The organism is Streptomyces caelestis, from assembly GCF_014205255.1.
In the GTDB taxonomy this organism is placed as follows: Bacteria; Actinomycetota; Actinomycetes; order Streptomycetales; family Streptomycetaceae; genus Streptomyces; species Streptomyces caelestis.
Window position 1 is genome coordinate 7924211 of the sequence record NZ_JACHNE010000001.1, and the last position, 20147, is coordinate 7944357.

Annotated in this window: 7 protein-coding genes; 3 read left to right on the top strand and 4 right to left on the bottom strand. The window is 69.3% G+C overall.

What is annotated here, in order from left to right; genetic code table 11:
* The first annotated feature begins 98 nt into the window (after positions 1 to 98).
* Positions 99 to 950: a helix-turn-helix domain-containing protein gene (locus HDA41_RS35930; protein WP_184991501.1), complete on the top strand. Its 852-nt coding sequence runs from the start codon at positions 99 to 101 to the stop codon at positions 948 to 950.
* The gene (locus tag HDA41_RS35935) at positions 947 to 1132 is read left to right on the top strand and encodes a DUF397 domain-containing protein (protein WP_184991503.1); all 186 of its coding nucleotides are present in this window, start codon (positions 947 to 949) and stop codon (positions 1130 to 1132) included. Before HDA41_RS35930 ends, HDA41_RS35935 begins: the two co-directional genes overlap by 4 nt.
* Before the next feature lie 125 nt (positions 1133 to 1257).
* Here HDA41_RS35935 and HDA41_RS35940 read toward each other — a convergent pair whose 3' ends face one another.
* Genes HDA41_RS35940 through HDA41_RS35955 form a run of 4 tightly spaced genes read right to left on the bottom strand, consistent with a single transcriptional unit; the run spans position 1258 to position 16105 of the window.
* Positions 1258 to 2610, bottom strand: coding sequence for a hypothetical protein (locus tag HDA41_RS35940; RefSeq protein ID WP_184991505.1), 1353 nt, complete (start codon positions 2608 to 2610; stop codon positions 1258 to 1260).
* Between the two features lie 54 nt (positions 2611 to 2664).
* Positions 2665 to 6768, bottom strand: a complete 4104-nt coding sequence (locus HDA41_RS35945) for an Eco57I restriction-modification methylase domain-containing protein (RefSeq protein ID WP_184991507.1) — start codon at positions 6766 to 6768, stop codon at positions 2665 to 2667.
* Positions 6768 to 9734, bottom strand: coding sequence for a DEAD/DEAH box helicase (locus tag HDA41_RS35950; protein ID WP_184991509.1), 2967 nt, complete (start codon positions 9732 to 9734; stop codon positions 6768 to 6770). The genes HDA41_RS35945 and HDA41_RS35950 overlap by 1 nt, the downstream gene beginning before the upstream one ends.
* Positions 9735 to 9763: 29 nt before the next feature.
* Positions 9764 to 16105: a protein kinase domain-containing protein gene (locus HDA41_RS35955; RefSeq protein WP_184991511.1), complete on the bottom strand. Its 6342-nt coding sequence runs from the start codon at positions 16103 to 16105 to the stop codon at positions 9764 to 9766.
* Positions 16106 to 16439: 334 nt separating this feature from the next.
* Between HDA41_RS35955 and HDA41_RS35960 the strand changes: the two genes are divergently transcribed.
* Positions 16440 to 20123 carry a sigma-70 family RNA polymerase sigma factor gene (locus tag HDA41_RS35960; RefSeq protein ID WP_184991513.1) on the top strand — a complete coding sequence of 1228 codons (3684 nt, stop codon included), beginning with the start codon at positions 16440 to 16442 and terminating at the stop codon, positions 20121 to 20123.
* Positions 20124 to 20147: the final 24 nt, after the last annotated feature.

Genomic DNA, 20147 nt, shown 5'->3' on the forward strand with positions numbered 1-20147 from the left:
GCACATTCTGTGGACGGTACGGGGATCTTGCCGTCACTCTGGGTGCTGTCGATCGCGGAGTAACCGCAGAGGACGTACGCACCTGGAGGTGGCCGCGTATGACGGACAGCAACGACGTGACGGCGTGCGACTGGGAGCGCGAGCCCGACCCTTCCGACAGTCTGCGGACCTTCGGGGCGGTCGTCCAGGCCCTGCGCGAGCACGCGGGGTTCAGCCGGGCCGAGTTCGCGGCGCTCGTACGGTTCTCCAAACACACCGTGGAGTCGGTGGAGTTGGGGCGGCGGATGCCCGACGAGTCGTTCGTGGAGCGAGCGGAGGAGGTGCTGGGGAACACGGGGGCGTTACGGAAGGCGGCGCGGTTTCTGACGCGGGGCGAGGCGGGGCTGGCGGCCTGGTTCCGGCGGTGGGCCCGGCTGGAGAAGGTGGCGGTGAGTCTGTGCACGTATGAGTGTCGGTTGGTGCCGGGGTTGTTGCAGTCGGAGGGGTATGCGCGGGCGCTGTTCGAGAACCGTATTCCGCTGCTCGCCGATGAGCAGTTGGAGGCTCAGGTCGCGGCTCGGCTGGAGCGGCAGAAGATGCTCCGGGATCGGCCGACCGTCCCGTTCAACTTCATCGTCGAGGAATCCGTCTTCCGGAGAAGGTTGGGCGGTGCCGAGGTGCTACGTGGCCAGATTGACCACGTACTTGACTACACCGCGCCCCGCAACGTGACGCTGCAGGTTGTCCGAGCAGACGCCGAGTTTCACGCCTGCATGGACGGTCCCGTACGGCTTCTGGAGACTCCGGAGGGGCGACGGCTGGCGTATTCGGAGGGGCAGGAGAACGGGAGGTTGATTGCTGACCCGAAAGAGGTCAGCTTCCTTCACCAGCGCTATGACACACTGCGCTCGCAGGCCCTGAACCCCAAAGACTCGCGGGGTCTGTTGGAGCGACTGCGAGGAGAGCTATGAGCACGACGAGACTCGCCTGGTTCAAGTCCAGCTACAGCGGCAGCTCTGGCGACGACTGCGTGGAGGTTGCCGTCACCGAACAGGTCATTTTTGTACGTGACTCCAAGGATGTGATGCGACCTCACTTCTCAATGGACCCGGCAGGCTGGGCGCGGTTCATGCAGCACGTCGCCCGAGGCTGAGGCGTAGCCGGGACGCTCCTCCGTGCTTGCAGTTTGGAGCCATACCGCCCTGCTTCGGTCCGGCTGGACGGGCGGCCCCACAGGCCAGGCGTCGGAGGGCAGAGCCGGCGGCACTGCCCCTGCCTTCAGTCGTAGTGCGTGGAGATCTCCACGACGACGATCAGCCACATCCAGATCACGTTGAGGGCGAACTTAGGCATGCGGCTGGCCGCTTCCTGGTTCTTCCACTGTCGGCGTCTTCGGATCCAGTGCCCGAATATGAACGCCGATATCGCCAGGTGCCCTATGCCCAGTAGGGCCGCCACCGACGGGGGCGCGCCGATGAGTACCGGTGTGCCGGACAGTGCGGAGATGAGGTAGAACACGACGGGGATGAGCCATCGAAGCCCAGGCCGCTTGGCGCCGGCTCGGGGAAGAGATGCTTCCGGTTTCGCCAGAGACACCGGCCCAGGAGGTGGCAGGTCCACACTCGCTTGGGAGTGGGGTTTGTGCGTGGAGGGTGCCTGAACGGACTTCTTACTGCGTGCGGGCGCCGGTGGTGCTGGTCGAGCGCTGCGGCTGTCCAATCGGCCGCTGAACGTGAGGCCACCGTATGTAGCGTACGAGGCCTGCAACTGGTCCTCAAGACGAGCTAGTTCCTCAGCGGCGACGTCGTACTGAGCTCGCTGCGCTACAGCCGCACGGTCGGCGGCGCGGTCTGCCTCGGCCAGTCGGGCAAGAGTCGCGTCGAGAACCCTCTTGGCCTCGGTGCGTGCCTCGTTCGCGACGGCTTCCACTGAGGCATTCTTGGCCTCCAGCTCCGCTCGCCGCTGCTTAACCGCGTCTTCAATCCGTTGGCGGTCGGCCAGAGTGATGCGCTTCGGCGCCCGCTCCTCGGCGCGCCGCATATAGGACTGGCGCCACTCGACGAGCACCTTCGCGCGATGCTCCCCGATGCCATTGATGTGCACGCGGTGGCCGCTGGCCATGTGGATCCACATGACGTCACCACCTTTGCCGTTCGGCGCGGCACCCCGGCTCACACCGGTGAAGTCGGCGGCGGAACGGATGCCGCGAGCCGCGAGATCACGGATCAGGCCCGCTCCCAGGCCGTTCAGCTCCTTGACCGACAAGTGGGCTCGGCGGAGTGCATTATCGATGAACTGCTCTCGCAGAAGCCGCAGTTCCCGCGCCTCGGAGTTCTGCTGATCATTGTCCAGCGCACGCAGCTGGGCTGCTACTTTCTGCTGCTTCTGCTGTTTGTCGCGTTCTGCTGCGGTCAATGCCGCCTGGTACGCGCGGTTTGCCTTGTCCCGGGACACAGAGGCCTTGAACCGGCGCCGCTCATCGGCCTTCTCGAACGCGGCGCGTCCCCTGAGCAGGGAACGTTTGGCGCGTATGGCCTCGCGGAGGCGGCGCCGCTCGGCACGGAGTGCGGCACGATCAGGGGAGGTGGGTCTTGCCGAGGGGGCTGACTTCTGAGACATCCGGTCACTCATCTGGAGTGTCCACGCCCGGTTTCTGACGGGCGTGGAAGGTTGGCGGGGAGACGATCACACTGCGTCGGAGGCCTTCGCGGGGTGGCGGGGGCCGTGGCCTGGGGGTGGTGTGAGGGCGGAGGTGTAGTTCTCGCCGTCCACCAAGGGGTTGTCGAGGGTGAGGCCGGCGGCGGCCATGCGGTCGTACTCGGCGAGGATCAGTTCCTTGGTGCGGTATGAGCCGTACTTCGCCTCGTCCTTGCGGCGGACAATGGGGAATGTGTCGAGGATGTAGTCGGCGTCCTCGCGGGAGATGCCGTAGAGGTGGAAGAACAGGGCGTCGAGTTCGGCGCGGATCCGCTGACGGCGGTCCTGGTCCCAGCGGTAGGGGGTCCCTGTGCCACCGAGATTGGTGGCGAAGCCTTTCATATCGGTGGTGGTGTAGGTGAGTTCGATGACTCGCGGTGTAATGAAGGGTGCATGAGGGGACAGTTGGGCGGGTGTGGGCACGGGCAGCTGTTTGACGGTGAAGAAGGCCAAGTGAGTGCCACCCACCTTTTGGCGGGACGCGAAATCCAGTGCGTGTGACGAGAGGCAGGAGACCAGGCCAGCCGTGGAGCCTTTCTGGGGAAGCGCCAGGAGGGTTCCGTCAGGAGCGGCTGAGCGTGGGAAGACGCTGCTGATCATGGTTCGCTCGTCGGTTGCACGGCAAATGTCCCGCCACCCGAGAAGATATTCATGCGGCCACTCCTTCTCGGCGAGGCGCCTGCGGACGCCCGGGACTGGAATGTCTTCGCCGTCCTTATCGAACTTTCCTGATGGCATGTCCCTTTCCGTTACCCAGTACCGGGGCAGGGCCAGTAGGTCGCAACTGTCCTTCTCCTCCAGAGTGAGGGATCGAGTGACCCCCTCGACGTCGTACGTGGCCCACCGATGGTCGAAGTGGTGGAGCATCTTCGCTTCGTACAGAGGCAGCATCCGTGCCCCGCTCTTGGTGAAAATGTTGCCCTCCAGCGTCCAGCCAGAAGCTTCAAGCTCATCGCGGGGGCGGAGGAGAGCTGAGTCGTGGCTAATATTGAGGAGCCCCTGTGAGAAGGTCACTGCCCATGGGTTGCCGCTGGGCACGCCTTCGTTCAAGAACACAGGCAGGCTCCGGTACATCCTCAGAGTGATCTCAGCATCCCGACGGGACCTGAAAATCGGCAGTGTCCCGGTATTCGGATTGAGGCGCTCGATCTCCTCCGGTGTTAGCGCGAACGCCTTCTCCGCATCATCCAGTTCAGACGGGTCATGGAGGAAGAACGCGAATCGCGCCTTCGATTCACGCAGGGAGCGGCCGGTGAGAGACAGAATGCTGAACTTGAACGAGCGGTGTACGCCAGGGAAGAGGGGTGCCGCGTTCTCGAAGTCGTACAACACAGCAATAGACCCGCTCCGCACCAGGTCCTTCGAGAAATACTGTGTACGCGCGTCCGTCACAATCCCCGTCGGCACAATCACCCCCGCCCGCCCCTTCGGTCCAAGCAGAATCCGGTCCGTCTCGGTGAAAACGGAGTACGTGTTCAGGTTCCCCTGCCCCGTCAGGGGAACTCGCCCCGACCGCCTCAGAAAGTGGCTCTCCGCGTACACCTTCCGCTTGCCCGCCTCGAACTCCTCGTACAGCGGAAGGGTGTCCGGAGATTCCTTGAGCGCCTCGATCATCTTCTTGCGGACGGACGACCGGGATGCCTCGGCGATCTCCGGTGCCCGCTGGGCGAAGAACTCCTGCTCACGGAAGTCCACGCTGTCCCACGGCGGGTTGCCCACCACGGAGTCGAAGCCGCCGGCCCAGCCAGTCGCAGGGGAGACCCCCTGACCGTTCTCCGGAACGGAGAAGACCTCGGGGAACTCCAGGTGCCAGTGGAAGAAGCTGTACTGGTCGCGCAGACGCTTGATCTCCGCACGGGTCTCCGCAGCGACACCACCGCCACCCTGGTCCTCCAGCGCCTTGAACACCGAGTGCGTCACCGCGCGCGGGGCTTCCGGCGTCTTGAGCCACACGAACGCCGCGCACCAGGCGTCGGCCACACGCCGGGCACGCTTGTACGCCGAGGAGCCAGCCCACTCCTCGTACGCCTCCTCCTGGCGGCGCACGTCCGCCAACTTCTCCGCCTGAGCCAGCGTGATGGACCGAAGCCCGCTGGCGAAGACGGTGTTGGCGACCTGGACCGCCTCGTCGCCGAGGTCGAACAGGCTGCCCTGTCCGACCCGTTCCTGCTGGTTGATCTTCTCCAGCGCCTTGGCGTACTTCTTGTCATCGCCCTCGGTCGCGATGAAGGCGTCGTTGGGGATGCCGTCCCGCAGCAGCTTCGGCGTCGCCCCGATCAGCCCGTTGCCGTGCTTCACGTGGGCGTCGAGGAAGCCGAGCGGCTTGCCCGGTTCCAGCGCCTCCAGCCACAGCGACACCTTGGCCAGTTCCACCGCCAACGGGTTGAGGTCCACGCCGTAGATGCACCGTGCGACGACCTCGTGCAGCGCACGACGCACCGCATCCAACGTCGGCTCGGGGTTGCGTTCCCGTACGGCCGCCACCTGCTTGGCGATGCGCCGGGCCGCAGCCACCAGAAAGTGCCCGGAGCCGCACGCAGGGTCACACACCGTGAGCGACAGCAACGCATCCACGATCGAGTCCGCCGGGTCAGACGCGCCCGACTTCGACGCCGCTTCCTCGCCCCGCTTCACCGCGTCCCGTATCACCGGGTCCAGAGTCGAGTCCAGCAAGCACTCGATGAGCGACGACGGAGTGTAGTAACTACCCGTAGTCTTCCGGGTGTTGCCAGCGACCTCGACCAGCGTGAACGTACGGTCGGCCGTGCTGTGCTTGGGCTCCAGCTCCAGCAGGGACTCGTAGACGGAGCCCAGCTCCTCCGCGTCCAGGTGCCGGTAGTCGATCGCCCGCCAGCGGCCAGAACTGCCGTCCCGGACCTGCGACAGGTGCCGTACGGCTGTCAGCAGTGCCTCGTTGGACAGCTTCAGGCCACGCAGCGGGGCGTCCGCTTCCGTGTCGTTGAAGAGGCCGCCGAGACCGGGCAGGCCCAGCTCGGGACGGCCCGCCTCGTCGCCGAGGGCGTCCAGGACGATGCGCAGGGCCTCGTACAGGTCACCGTGTGCCGTACCCCGCCGCTTCCTTGCGTGGGCGCGCAACCGCGCCGACGAGAAGTACGCATCGTACCGCTCACGTGCCACCGCATCCGCCTTCGGCGACAGCAGCGCGTCGCGGTCCTCGGCCACGAAGACGAACAGCAGCCGGTACACGAGCCGCAGCAGCGCGGCCTGGAGGGGCTTCGGGCGGACGTCCTCGCGCAGGGCGGTGTTCTCCGGGTGTCGTAGGAAGCCCGTGCCCAGCGCGGTGATCGCGTCCTGGACGCCCTTGCGGAGCTGGTCCAGCGCCCGCGTCCCCGAGGCGATGGCCTCCGTGCGCCACTTCTCCAGTCGGCACGCGGATGGCGGCGTGTCCTCCGCCACCTCGAACCGCGACACATGCAGCACCCGGTACAGCAGCACGAACTCGCTGAACAGCTCGCCGTCGAAGATCGACTCCAGGTCGAACTCGACGTACGAGGCCGTGGCCAGGGCGCTGGAGTCGCGCAGCAGCCGTACCTGACGACCGTTCGTCAGGACGCCCCACAGGTGGGCCTCCGTGCGGTTCAGGCACTCCTGGAGCATCGACTGGGGCGGGACCGTGCCGGCGCCACCGGGGCGCTTGTCCAGGTCGGCATTCCAGGCCGTCTGGTGGATCAGCGCGTGCCGCCAGCGGTGGGAGACCGGGAACTTCTTCTCCGCGTCCGAGTCGGCGGCGATGCCCGCCGCCCCGACCTGCGTCAGCGGACCGAAGCCCAGCTCCCGCCAGAGCGGGGCCAGCCAATCGCTGCCCGCGCGGCCGGTCGGGTCGGCGGCCGGGTCGCCCGTCTCCCGGTCCTCGGGCAGGTGCTTGCGCAGCTCGCGCCACAGTGGCTTCAGGTACTCCCAGCTGCGCTCGGCCTCGTCGCGGACCGAGCGGGAGGACGGCAGGCCGTAGTCGGCCGGCTTCGAGCCGGGGACGTCCTTGCCCTCGGAGATCCGTACCAACATGTCGGCGGGCAGCAGCCCCCCGACTGTGTGGACGGCGGTGAACACCTGGTTGCGGGTGACGGCGGACATCAGGCGGACACTCCAGAAGCAGCAGGGGCGACGGCCGGGGCAGCGGCGGGGACGGCGGGCAGGTAGACGTACGCGCCGAGAATGTCGGCGGGCTTCTGCACGGTGACGGACAGGCCACGGACGATCTCACCGGACGCCTGGCGCACCCGGCGGTGCGAGGCATCAAGCTCTGCGGCCAGCTCCTCGCCGTAAGCCTCCAGATGGCCGTACACGTCCGGGAGCTGGGAGAGCAGACGTGTCATCGTGCGCTCGGCATAGTGGCGGTCCGTGCTCTCCGACGCCGTCGCGTCGAGCAGGTCCTTTGCCCGCTCCGGCGGCAGCCACTCCGCCTTCCTGGCCGAGCCCTCGAAGGCGACCAGCCGCGCGTCCTCCGCGACCAGCTGCTTGTCGCCGCTGCGGGAGGGCAGTGTGAGGTGGAAGCGGTAGCGGACGAGGAGCAGGGTGGTCATCGTGCCGACCGCATCCGTGGTGACCACACCGCAGCGGCGGGCCGGGCGGGCACCGTCCGCCTGGGTGTCCAAGGCGGCGTTCAGGACGTGGGACGCCAGCGCGCCCACGACGGGGTCCGTCCGCACCAGGGCCGCTTCCCCCCTCGCCACCGCCGGGTCCGCGCGGAACGGGATCGGGCGGTCCTTGTCGATCACCTCCGCGCCGACCGTCGGCGCCAGCGCGTCCCGCAAACCGATGGGCGTGCCGCCCACCTGGGCCGTGAAGTCCTCACCCTCCCCGCGGAGCACAGCACCGAGGGCGCCCAGGGACTCCCGAACGAACGTGTCGATCTCGCCCGCGCCGCCCAGCGCCTCCCGGACCGCGGCGACCTCGCGCGCCACCTCCTGCGGATGCACCGACCGCTGCGCGAATCGCGAGCGTGACGCCTTCTCGCGCTCGGCCGCAGAGTTCCAGTCGCTGTCCAGCGTCGCCGTGCTCACCTTGAACGCGTCCGCGCTGAACAGGGCGTCCTGGTCCTCACGGCCGCGCATCAGCAGCCACTCGACGATCGCGTCCGTCACGCCCGTCGACAGCTCGTCGGGCACGGAGACGGAGATGCCGAGGTCCTTCTTGATCTGGCGGTGCTTCTTGATCAACACCTCCAGGACCTTGCCGTCGATGCCGTTGTCGTCGCCGTACAGGGTGATGACGCGGACCTGGTCCCTGCGCTGGCCGTAGCGGTCGACGCGGCCCTCGCGCTGGTCGTGGCGGGTCGGGTTCCAGGCCAGGTCGTAGTGGATGACGGCGTCGAAGTGGTGCTGGAGGTTGACGCCCTCGGACAGGCAGTCGGTCGCGATCAGGACGCGGCGGGCGGCGGCGTCCTCGCCGGCTTCCTCCGCGAGCTTCTCGATGCGCTCCAGGCGCTGTTGCGGGGAGAGCGTGCCGGTGACCGCCTTGACGACCGTCTTGGCGCCGAGCGGGCCGCGCCTGCCGTTGTCCTTGTCGTTCTCCAGCTGCTCGGCGAGGTACTCGGCCGTCGGGATGTAGCGGCAGAACACGATCGGGTTGTGGCCGTCCGCGAGCAGCGCCTTGAGGTGCTTGATCAGAGCCTTGAGCTTCAGGTCCTTGGACGGGCCCTCCAACTGCTTCGCGATATCGGCGAGTTCACCGAGGTAGGAGCGCGGGTCCTCGGTGTCCTCGGTCGTCTCCGCGCCCGGAGCGACGTCCATGCCCTCCATCGCGTCGCTGTCGGCCGCGTCGCTGTTGAGGGGCGCTCCCAGTTTGTCGGCCTCCTCCGCCGACGCGGCGATCGCCGCCGCCGAACGTGTCCGCAGCGTCTGCGCGGCGGCGCGCGGGGACGACACCAGGGAGCGGAGCAGCGCGATCGCCGACCACCAGGCGATGCGTGCCTCCCGCTTGCCCTGGCTGCCCGCCTGCTCGACGCGCTCACTCGCGTACGCGATCGCGTCGTCGAGCAGGGCCCGGTACTCCGGCGACAGCTTGTACGTCTCGTCCTTGAAGTAGCGGTCCGAGGGGAACGCCGTCCGCTCCGCGAGGGAGTCGTCGCCGAGACCGTCCTCCTTGGTGAGGTACTGGCGCACGTCCGCCCGCTTGCGCGCCACGAAATGCTGGGCGAGAAGCTTCCTGCCCGCCTCGGAATCCAGGCTCACGTCGGCCAGTTCGGGCTTGACCAGGCCGAGGAGGTTGCGGAACGCGGACTCCTTGCCGCTGTGCGGGGTGGCCGTCACCAGCAGCAGGTGCCGCGTCTCGTCCTGCGCCACGCGGCGCAGCAGCTCGTAGCGGAGCTGGTTCTGCGAAGCCGTCGAGGTGTCGTCGGCGACCACGCAGGTGTGCGCCTCGTCGACGATCACCAGGTCGGGGCAGTGGCGCACGAAGTCGTCGCGGTGGCGGGGGGACTTGATGAAGTCCGTGGAGACGATGACGTGCGGGTACTTGTCGAAGAGCGACTGGCCCAGGTCCAGGCCCCGTTCGAGGCGTGAGACCGTCGAGGACAGGACCAGCTCCGCGTCGATGCCGAACTTCGTGCGCAGCTCCTGCTGCCACTGCTCTGCCAGCGCGGGGGAGCAGAGCACAGCAAGGCCCGTCGCCTCGCCCTGCGCGAGGAGTTCGCTCGCGACCAGGCCCGCCTCGATCGTCTTGCCGATGCCGACGTCGTCGGAGATCAGCATGCGGACCGTCTTCTGCCGCAGGGCCATCAGGAGAGGAACCAGCTGATATGCGCGCGGCTCCACCGCGATGCCGGCCAGCGAGCGGAACGGTCCCGCGCCCGAGCGGAAACCGACGCGCAGCGCCGTACGCAGCAGGCCCGCCGCACGCTGGTCACCGAGGTCGCTCGGTTCCGGCGCCGCGAACTTCGCCTCGTCAACCGTCTCGAACGCCGGGAACACGGCGGCGATGTCGTCGTCCGAGCCGCCCAGCGGACGCAGGACGAGCAGGTCGGGCTTGCTCTCGGGGAGCACCACCCATTCGCGGCCGCGGGCCTTCACCAGGGAACCGGCGGAGTACGTGAGTGCCATGTGAGTCTTCGAGTCCTCTGGATGGGCGGTCAGTTGGCGGCCGGAGAGCCGAAGTAGCGGGCGTTGGCGGCGGCGACGGCGTCCCAGTCGGCGCCCTGAGCGAAGCGGATGACGTCCCAGCGGGCGTTGAACAGACGGTCCTCGGCGTCCTCGTCCCGGGAACTGTCCTGCTCCTGGTCCGGCAGGTCCACGAAGACCGCCACGTTCACGCCGGGCAGGCGGTACACGTAGTCGGGGGTGGCCATCGCCTCGGTGAGGAACGAGCCCGGTTCGTCCGGAAGCCGCAGGCCGCGCGCCTTCGCCCAGCCCAGGAAGTCGCCCCGCGCGGCCAGCTCGGCCGCCGACGCAGCCTCGGCCGATGCCTCGACGGCCGCCCCCGCCGCCGCCTCGACCGGCGTCGGCTCGGCGGCGGGGGAAACCTGGTCGAGCAGCCGCCGGTACTGCTCCGACCGCGACTCCCCGCGCGCCTCGCGCCGGGCCGTCGCCGACGCCAGCCGCACCAGCAGATCCCGTACCGAATGCCGGTTGATGAGGGCGTGGTTGAGCTGGTTGCCGTACGTCAGCAGGCACTCGTAGCAGCCGAGCGCGCACGGCCGGTCGGGGTGGGGGCCGCCCAGGTCGTTGCCGTCCACGTCGAAGTGGCAGATGTCCAGGGCGCGTACGGCCGCCTTGGCCAGGGCGTCCTTCTCCGCCTGGAGTCGGCGCAGCACACCCGCCCCGCCCTCGGCTGCCTCCGTGAAGAGGATGCGGCCCCGGGGGCCGTCGTCCGGTGGCAGCAGCTCGCTGGACAGCTCGGCGTCCTCCAGCTCGAACGCGGCCTCGATGCCCCGCTCCAGTGCGTACATCAGGGAGAGCGCCACCGGCTCCGGCAGCGGCTCGTCGAGGGTGACGACGAGGATGTTGCGGCGGTCCTCCACATACGGGATGACCCGCTTCTTGCGGCGCCGCTCGTTGCCGTCCGCGTCGATCACGGGCAGCTCGCTGGAGTCGCCGGATGCCTCGGCGGCGTCCTTGTCGTTCATCCAGCGGCCGTCCGCGAGGTCCAGCCAGTACCCGGCCGGCTCGTCGGCCTTGGCGCGCACCCGGCCGGTGTTGGTGATCCGGACGGTCGCCGAGTCGCCGTACGCCACCTCGGCGAGCGGCGCGCCCGAGGCGTCGGTGACCGACGCGTTCAGCCGGCCCTTGCGGGTGCCGTGGTCCTGGAAACGGTACGACGTCTCCAGCTTGAAGCCGGCGCGGCGCCGCTCCTCCTCGTCGGACGAGATCCGCTCACGGCGGGTGGTGTACACGGTGTGCAGGTGCAGCAGGCCGTACGTCGCAGCGCCCAGCGGCTCGTCGCACATGGCGCAGCGGTCCTCCAGCTGCTCCGGGTCGTGGTGGTAGCCGCAACTCGCGCAGCGGCGGGCCTCGCTGGTCGCCAGCTCGCCCGAGGAGTCCGGCGGCAGCTGGATGCGGGTCACCTGGTAGCGGGCGCCCTCGTGGTAGATCAGCGCACCCGGGCCGAACTCGCGGATCGCGAGGAAACGGGGCCGCTGGAGGTAGTCACCGTCCCCACGGCGGCGGCCGACGGTCGGGATGTACGCGGCGAGCGGGAGCCGCGGGAAGCTGTAGCCGGGCAGGAAGCCCTCGGACGCGAGATAGCGGTACGGGTTGAAGTCGGAGAGGACCGACTTGCTGTCGACGCTCTCGTTCATCAGCAGGTTCAGCTGTGTCTCGGCCTCACGGCGGCGGGCGTTGGCTCGGACGCGGTCGCCCTCGGTGAGGCTGTAGTCCAGGCGGCGCCTGTTCTGGATGTACTGGTCGTCGAGCGCGGAGCGGAACAGCTGCCGCCAGCGGTCGAAGGCCCGGTCGAAGCGGGTCGCGACGGTCGCCACCCGGTCCTGGATCCAGTCGTCGTGCCACCAGGTGGTGTCGGCGAAGTCGGGCAGGAGCGGGCCGAGGACGCGCAGGGCGGCGTCGACGGTGCGGCGCCGGGCGCTCTCGTCGAGGGAGGCGGCGAGGATGTCCGGCAGCAGCTCCAGCGCGGGGTTCGGGCGCTCTCCCGTGTCCGGGTACGACACGTCGAGCACCTCGGGGACGGCCCGGCCCAGCTTCAGGCCGGCCTCCGCGATCCAGATGCCCTGGAGGTGGGAGAGGACCAGGTCCTCGTTGGCGAGGTCCAGCCGCGGCGGGGCGACGGCGCCCGCGACCATGCGCTCCGAGCGGCGGAAGTAGTACTGGTCGTGGCTGTTGCCCGTCGCGCAGTACGTGGTGACGAGGGCGGGCTGTCCGCTGCGGCCCGCGCGGCCCGAGCGCTGTGCGTAGTTCGCGGGTGTGGGCGGCACGTTACGCATCATCACCGCGTTGAGCTGCGAGATGTCGACGCCCAGCTCCATCGTCGGGGAGCAGTACAGCAGCTTCAGCTCCGCCTTGCGGAACGCCTCCTCGCGCTGCTCCCGCTCCTCCGGCGACACCTGCGCGGTGTGCTCGCGTGCGAACAGGCCGGACAGGGCGCCCGCCGCGTCCTTGTACAGATCGCGGAAGAAGGTGTTGACGCGCGGGCCGTCGCCGCTCTGGTAGGTGCGGGTCAGCGGGTCGTGCGTGCCGCGCTCGCCCCTGCCCGCACGCCAGACGAGGGATTGGGCGGCCACCCGGTAGCCCGTGGCGGCCGGGGCGGAGGACCTGCGGTAGCGGCCCGAGCGCTGCGGCGCCTCCGTGACCTCCTTGACCAGGCCCGCCTTGGCCAGGACCTTCAGCAACTCCTCGATGACCAGCTGGAGATCGGCGGGGTCCAGCTTCTTGAACGAGGTGTCCGCACGCCGCAGATACTTGCCGAACTTGCCGCGCGCCGACAGGAACAGGGCCGAGCGGTCCATGCCTGGACGGGAGGGGTGCGGATAGGCCGTGCCGACCTTCGGCCTGTCCGCGGCGGACAGCACCCACGGGTCGATCAGCCGCTCCTCACTCGCCCGCTGGAGCGAGTCGAAGTCGTCACGGAAGTAGGACACGTCGATGGCGAGGGAGCGGCGCATCTCGTTGAGCAGCGCCTTCATGACCTCGGCCCGCAGCGCCGGGTCGGCGTCGCGCAGCGCGTCGTGCGTGCCCACCCACCGGTCCTGCTTGGCCGCCACCCAGTCCAGGTCCTCGTAGCCGATCTCCAGCAGGCCGGTCTGCTCCAGGTTCGGCATGGTGATGCGCCAGCCGCGCTCCAGATCCAGATACAGCCGGAACGCGATCACGTCACGGAGGGTCTTGGCGGCGTTGCGGGCGAGGGAGGGCGGCAGCTCGCTCTCGCCGGTGTAGTCGGCCGGCTCGATGGCGAGCGCGTTGGTCACCGCCGAAGCCAGTTCCTCGTGGTGGACACCGTCCTCGCCCGCGTCAAGAGCCGCCCGGTACAGGGCGCCGCGCAACTGCGTGATCTGCACGAAGTCGTTGAAGTGCCCCGCCTGGAGGGACGCGTCCTGCCGGTTGTCGACGAAGGTGAGGAGCTTGCGCGCCTCCTTGTCCAGGGTTTCCTCCGGCACCGACTTCAGCGAGCGCACCACCGAGGCGGAGATCAGCGAGGTCGCGGAGGACCGGCCCTCCTGGTCGAGCGTCGCCAGCTTCGCGAAGTCCCGGCCGCGCGTCTGCTCGTACGCGACGCCGCAGTGCAGACAGAAGAGGAAGGGGGAGGGGACGAACGCGGCCTGGAGTTCGCCGCTCCCCTCACGACCACGCGGATCGACGGTGACGGCACGCGGCACCCGGTCGCGGTAGGCCTTCTTGACGACCTCCTGACCCTTGTCATCCAGCTCCAGCCAGGACTCGGGCAGCCGGCGGTCGTCCACGGCGTACTGGACGTTGGAGGGCCAGGCCCGCTCGTGGTCGACGTACAGATAACCGTCGCCCTGCCGGCCGCCCGTCGCGGAGGTGTCCCGGCGCGCCTCGTACCGGACCTCGCCGTCATGCTCGATGCGCCACACCGTCAGGTACTCCTGGCCGCACTCCCGGCAGAACGCCAGCGGCATCAGCAACTTGCCGTCGCTGCCCGGCTGTTCGAGCTGGTACGAGCGGGTGAGGTGGCGGGAGAGCTTGTCCTCCAGGGTGACGTACACGGTGTCGCCCTTGGAGAGGAACTGGTGCAGCCGGAACGCGAACAGCGGCCGCTCCGTCACCGGGTGGCGGGCCTGCGAGCCTGCCTCCAGGGTGGCGCGGATCGCGGCGACGCACTGGCCCTCGGCGACCCCGGTCCGCTCGTGCAGCTCCCTTGCCGCGACCTCGATCTTCGTGGGCCGCTGCCGGACCAGCCGCCCGGTTGCTTCGTCCGTGGCCAGTCCGAAACGGGTCTCGATCCAGCGGGCCAGCGGATCGCGCACGAGATCGTCGTACGCGCGGGGCGCGGCGGGGGAGGTGAGGCGCTCGGCGGGAACAGCCTCGGGTGTGTCGCCGGTCGCGCGCACCAGGGTCTCGCCGATGACGTGCTCCGGACGCACCGGCGTACCGAAAAGGGTGCTCGCCACCCCGGCGACGACCTTCTTCTGGTCGTCGAGGGTGCCCTCCGTCGACATCGTGGCCGACGTGCCGATGCACTGCAGGTCCTGCGCCTGGCACGCCTCGCGGACGCGGCGGATCAGCAGGGCGACGTCGGCGCCCTGCCGGCCGCGGTAGGTGTGCAGCTCGTCGAAGACCAGGAACTCCAGGCCCCGCGCCATCTTGATGAGACTCGCCCGGTCGGCGGGGCGGGTCAGCATCAGTTCCAGCATCACGTAGTTGGTGAGCAGGATGTCCGGCGGGTTGTCGCGGATCTCCTTGCGCTTCTCGTCGTCCTCCTGGCCCGTGTACCGGGCGAAGGTGACCGGCTCGCGGCCCGCGCCGTATCCGTCGCGCAGGTACTTCTCCAGCTCCTTGAGCTGGCTGTTGGCGAGCGCGTTCATCGGGTAGACGATGATCGCCCGGACCCTCTTGGGGGCGTTCGGTCCCTCGGCGTCCCGCTGGTGGAGCACCTTGTTCACGATCGGCACGATGTACGCGAGCGACTTGCCGGACCCGGTGCCCGTCGTCAGGACGTACGACGCGCCGGACGCGGCGGCGTCGATCGCCTCGCGCTGGTGCTGGTGAAGCGTCAGCGGACGGCCGTCGGGGACCGTTCCGCCCTCGGTCTTCCTCGCCTGGAAGATCCGGGCGCACTCCTCGTGCAGCACCTTCTGCCCGGCGAGCTCCACCACCGTGCCGCCGCTCTGGAAGAACGGGTTCAGCGACAGCCACGGGTCGGGCCACTGCGACTTGCTGTTGAGGTCGTCCTCGACGAACGCCGCGATGCGGTCGTCGCGGATGACGGTGCCGCCCTCGGTGAAGGAGCGGTAGTCGCGGATGAGCGTGCGGTGGACACCGAAGACGTCCATGCCCGCACCGGAGGCGGTGACCGGCGCCGGCTCCGGCTTCGGGGGACCGGCCTGCCGGGCGGGTACCTCGGCGGCGGACGTACGCAGCGGGCGGGTCGGGTCCAGGGCGCCCCAGTGCGGCAGCCGCGACGTGTCGCCGTCCTGTCCGGCCAGCGGAAGCAACGCGTCGCGTACGGCCACGGCGTCCGCGGGACGTGCCGCAGGGTCCTTGGCCAGCAGCCGGTCCACGAGGCGGGCGAGCTCCGCGGGGATCTCGCTGCGGATGAGCGTGATGGGCGTCGGCGCCTCGCGTGTGTGCTTCGTGGCCAGCTCGAAGGGCGACTCGCTGGTGAACGGGGGTACGCCCACGAGCATCTCGTAGAGCACACAACCCAGTGCGTACAGATCGGCCGCCTGCGTGACCTGCTTGGCCTCGAACTGCTCGGGAGCCATGTAGCGGGCGGTGCCCACGCTCACGCCCGTGCTGGTCAGCCGGGCTTCGTCCGGGTCGTCGACGATCCGGCCCATGCCGAAGTCGAGGACCTTGACGGTGCCGCCCTGCGTCAGCATGACGTTGGCGGGCTTGAGGTCGCGGTGGACGATCTCGGCCGCGTGCGCGGCGGCGAGGCCCGAAGCGATCTGGGCGCCGATGGCGGCGGCCCAGGATACGGGCAGTTGCCGCTCCTCCGCGATGAGGTCACGGAGGGTCTCGCCGCTCAGGAACTCCATCGCGAGGTAGGGAAGGCCGTCCTGGTCGTCGGCCACCCCACCGGCGACGATGCGCGTGAGGTTGACGTCGTCGAGGCGACGCATGATGCGCACCTCGCGGGCGAAACGTTCGGTGGCCTTGAGGTCCGAACTGGTGTCGATCCGGGTGCCCGTGCGGCGGCGCAGGATGGTCTTGACGGCGACCGTGCGGTCAGAAGTGCCTTCGGCGGCCTGGAGATCCTCGGCCCGGTGGACCTCTCCCATGTTGCCCTTGCCGATGACATGCCCGATGCGGAACCTGCCGTCCAGCAGCTCCTGGCTCACTGCCGCTCCCCTCGTTCTCTGCCGCCCCGTTCCCGCCCTCGCGCGTGAGGGTAAGGAAGCGGAACGTGCCCCCTGCACGCGTTGCCGCTCCGCTCATCGTGACAGAGCGGAGGTGCGGTGTCCGCAACCGTACACGAAACTCACTGCACCCAACAGCTCGTCAGTCCGTTGACATTGTCAACGCGCCGCCATACGCTCTGTCGTGTCATCGGCTAGGGGGGTGGGCGGTGTGAAGCATCAATCCGTCGCAGGGGCGGCAGGCGGTGCGTCCGGGTGGGACCCGACCCGCGCCGCGGGGGAGGCGCAGGGTGCTCGGTCGGGTCGCGCACCCGGAATGAAGGCCGCTCTGACGGAATTGCTGGCCCGCCTGCGTCATGCGGCGGTCGGCGGCGCCGTGCCGGAATCCGTGTTCCTGGAGCAAGCCGGCGCCCTGGGGCTCGGTGATGCCGAGCGGGAACGGCTTCGCGAGGAACTGGCAGGGCTGGGGCTGCCCGTCCTGGGGGCGGTAGTGCATGCAGACGGTGACGGTCCGAATGCGGAAAAGGTTGCACGAATCCGTGAAGAAAATGTGTCCAGCTCTACTTCTGTCGTCGGTGACGTCGTTCGGGCGCTACTGAGCCGGTACGCCGACCCTGAGGGCTACGTGACTGCCCGCGCACTGGATGGCGTCGTCCGTCTGGCCGGCCTCGGTGCGCCAGAGGCAGCGGCCCTGCGGGCCGGGGCGCGTGTGCGCAGCGACGCCGTTGCCACGGCGGTGACGAGCGCGGAGACCGCGGTCAAGCTCACCGACGTCGAGGAACGCGCACCGGAGGGTGGTGCGGAGGACGAGCCAGTCCCGTTGCCGGACACGGAGACCGCAAGGGCCATCGGGGATCTCACGGCCGCTGCTGCCGCTGCGCTGGCCGTCCTGGAGAACGACCGCTTCCGCAGGCGGCCGGAGACGCGTCTGCTGAGTGCCGAAGCGGAAGTCGGACTCGCCGTGCTGCTGCGTGGCGGACCGGACCGCATGACGGAGGAACCCGATGACGACACGCTGAGCGGCCTGCCCCCCGACGACCTTCGGATCCGGGCCCGGGACTGTCTCGTCCTGCACAACCAGCGACTCGTGCACAAGATGGTGCCCCGGTATCTGGAGCAGGGGCTGGACTACGAGGATCTGTTCCAGCACGGCGTGCTGGGGCTGATCCGGGCGGCGCGGAAGTTCGACCCGGCCAAGGGCTTCAAGTTCTCGACGTATGCGACCTGGTGGATCCGCCAGTCGATCAGCCGGGCCATCGCGGACGAGGGCGCCGTCATTCGCATCCCGGTCCATATGCACGAACAGATGCGCAAGGTGGCGCTGGCGGAACGCACCCTCGCGGTACAGGGGCGGCCCGCCGGAATCGCTGACGTGGCCGTGCACTGCGACATGACCCTGCAGAAGGTCGAGGAGATCCGGAGGCTGAGCCGGCGCACCGACTCCCTCGACCGCGTCATCGGAGACGGGGTCACCCTGGGCGACTTCATCGGATGGACGAATCCACTGCCGCCGGTGGAGAAGGTCGTGCTCGACGCCATGCTGCTGGAACAGATCATGAGTGTGGTCGACACGCTCCCCGAACGCGAGGCCCATATCCTCATCCGGCGCCTGGGTCTGGACGGGGGCGAGCCGTCGACCCTGGACGAGCTGGGCAAGCAGATCGGACGGACCCGCGAGCGCGTCAGGCAGATCGAGTCCAAGGCCAAGAAGAAGTTCCAGTATCGGCTGGTGGCGGCCGGACTCACCGCCGCATACCAGTACGACGGGGGCTATGCAGAGGAACCCGACAGGGCCGACAAGCCGGCCGGTGAGCGGCGAACCGGCAACGGTGCGCGGGCCAGGACGGAGAGTGCCGGGGCACAGCGGGTGCCCGACACGCTGTCCGACTCCGCAGCGAAGCAGGCTCCGCCCGAAGGAACGGAGCCGTCCGCCGAAGCGGGGGAGACGCTGGACGGCGAATGCCCCGGAGCGCGAACGACTGCCGCCCCTGGCGCTCATACCGAACCGGGCGAGGCGTCGACGGACTCTGCGACAGACGCGCCGTCGGAGGCTCAGACCGCACCTGCGGTCGAACTCGGGAAGCAGACGGACCGCCGGTCCGAGGGGCGCTGCGATGATCCCCCACCGGTGGCGGAGCCACAGCTTGGGCCAGCGGCCGCCGCACACGATGCCGCATCGGATGTCGGTCTGGTTCCGAAGCCACGCACGGAGCCGGCACTGGAGTCTGCGCCGGAGTGTTCACGTTCGGCGCAGGCTGCCACCGAGGCGAGCGGACCGTCAGTCCCTGAGCCGGTGGTTCCCGAATCCACGCAGTACACAGCGGACTGGCAGAAGGCGCTGCGGATGCCGCCTGAGTTCGGCGGGGGAGTGGCGTGGCTCGCCGAGTACGCCCTGCTGGCGGTGGGGCATTCGCAGCTCATCGTGCTGCTCGGTAGGTCCTCGGCCGACGCCGTTGCGCGTGCCGCGCGCGACAGGGGAATGCTCGACCGGCCGGTGATATCGGCCCTGGAGGTACTGCGGCGAGTGTTCGACGCCGTGAAGGAGGCTGAGCTACGGCCGGACGACTTCTTCGAGAGACCGGCCGGGGCGCTGGTAGGCATGACTCCGCGCGCGTATCTGGCAGCCAGGCCCCTGGTACTGAGTGAGTCGCGCCTCGCACTGCGTGACTCCTTGCGGGAGTTCGTTGCCGAGGTCCCGCTGCGTGCCGGCCAGGGAGAAGCACCCGAGGACAGTTCGCCCGGCAGCTTCGTGGCAGGGCCCCGTTCGGAGCGGGGGCTAGTGCCCGAGGACGGCGCGCAGGTGCGCGCAGCCGGAGTGCCGGACGGCACATCGGCCTCACTCGACGGCCCCCGGGCGGACCTGGACGGCCCTTCGGTGGATTCGCCGGACGAGGTCCGGGCTGGGGCGGTTCGCGCGGATGGGCCGCTTGAAGTCAGCCGCGACCAGGTGGACGCAGAGGCCAACGCCGTGCCAGGCAGCCAGCGGCCACAGGAAGACAGGGCTGGAATGCAGACACAGCCGCTCAGAGCTGGTGACCCGGAGGCCGACCACGGCAGTGCTGAGGCACCGGCGGCCCAGGAGCAGCTCATGTCTCTGCTCAATGCCAGGCGCGAATCCAGGTCCTCCAGAAGGCCGGGGGAAATACCTCAAGCGAAAACCGCACACCCCGGCACCGGGCGGGGAGAAGCGGAACCAGATGCCGAACGGCGCCTCAACGACGTGCGCCAGGCGCACGAAGCCGAACTGACACGCGAACGGGACGAACCCCAACGTTACCTCGCAGCGGAGCGGCAGGCCGCCGACGCCCGACACATCGCCGCCCTCGCGGACACCGAGCACCAGCTCAACGTCCTGGAGGAGACGCTGCTGCGCCGAGCGGACAGGGCGCTGCTCCGCAAGGAGCAGCACCTGCGCGCACAGGCGGAGGAGCGGATCGCGCGCCTCAAGGACGGGCATCGCGAGGCGCAGCAGACCTTGATCGAGCGGGCGGAACACGCCGAGCAGAGAGAACGCGCGGTCCGGACAGCGCTGGCCGCGTCTCGCGAGCGCGGTGCCCGGGCGGAGCAGCGCGCCCATGACGCCGAGCAACTCGCCCGTGCGGCCGAACAGCGCGCGCACGAGGCGGAACACAGGGCGAGAACGGCCGAAGAGCGGGCAGCGGTACTGCACCTGCGGGCGAACGAAGCCCAGCGGCGGGCGGAGGAAACCGGCCAGCTGCTGCGGCGCTACCGCGAAGAGGGGGAGGCCCGCATCGCTGGCCTCGAGCAGCGGCTGCGGCAGGCAGAGGCCCAGATCGCCGAACGCGACAGGGCTCTCCATACCGCCCAGCAGCAGGCATCGGCCCAGGTCGCGGCGGCCGAACAGCGTGCCGCAGCGCGCATCGCCCAGACTGAGCACGACGCCTGGGCTCGCATCACCGAAGTGCAGCAACAACTTGTCGCCGAGCGCGAAGCCGCTGCGGATCGCCCCCCCCTTCGGGATCGCTGGCGCCGGTCCTGACGCCGAACTCCAAACCCCGGGCCC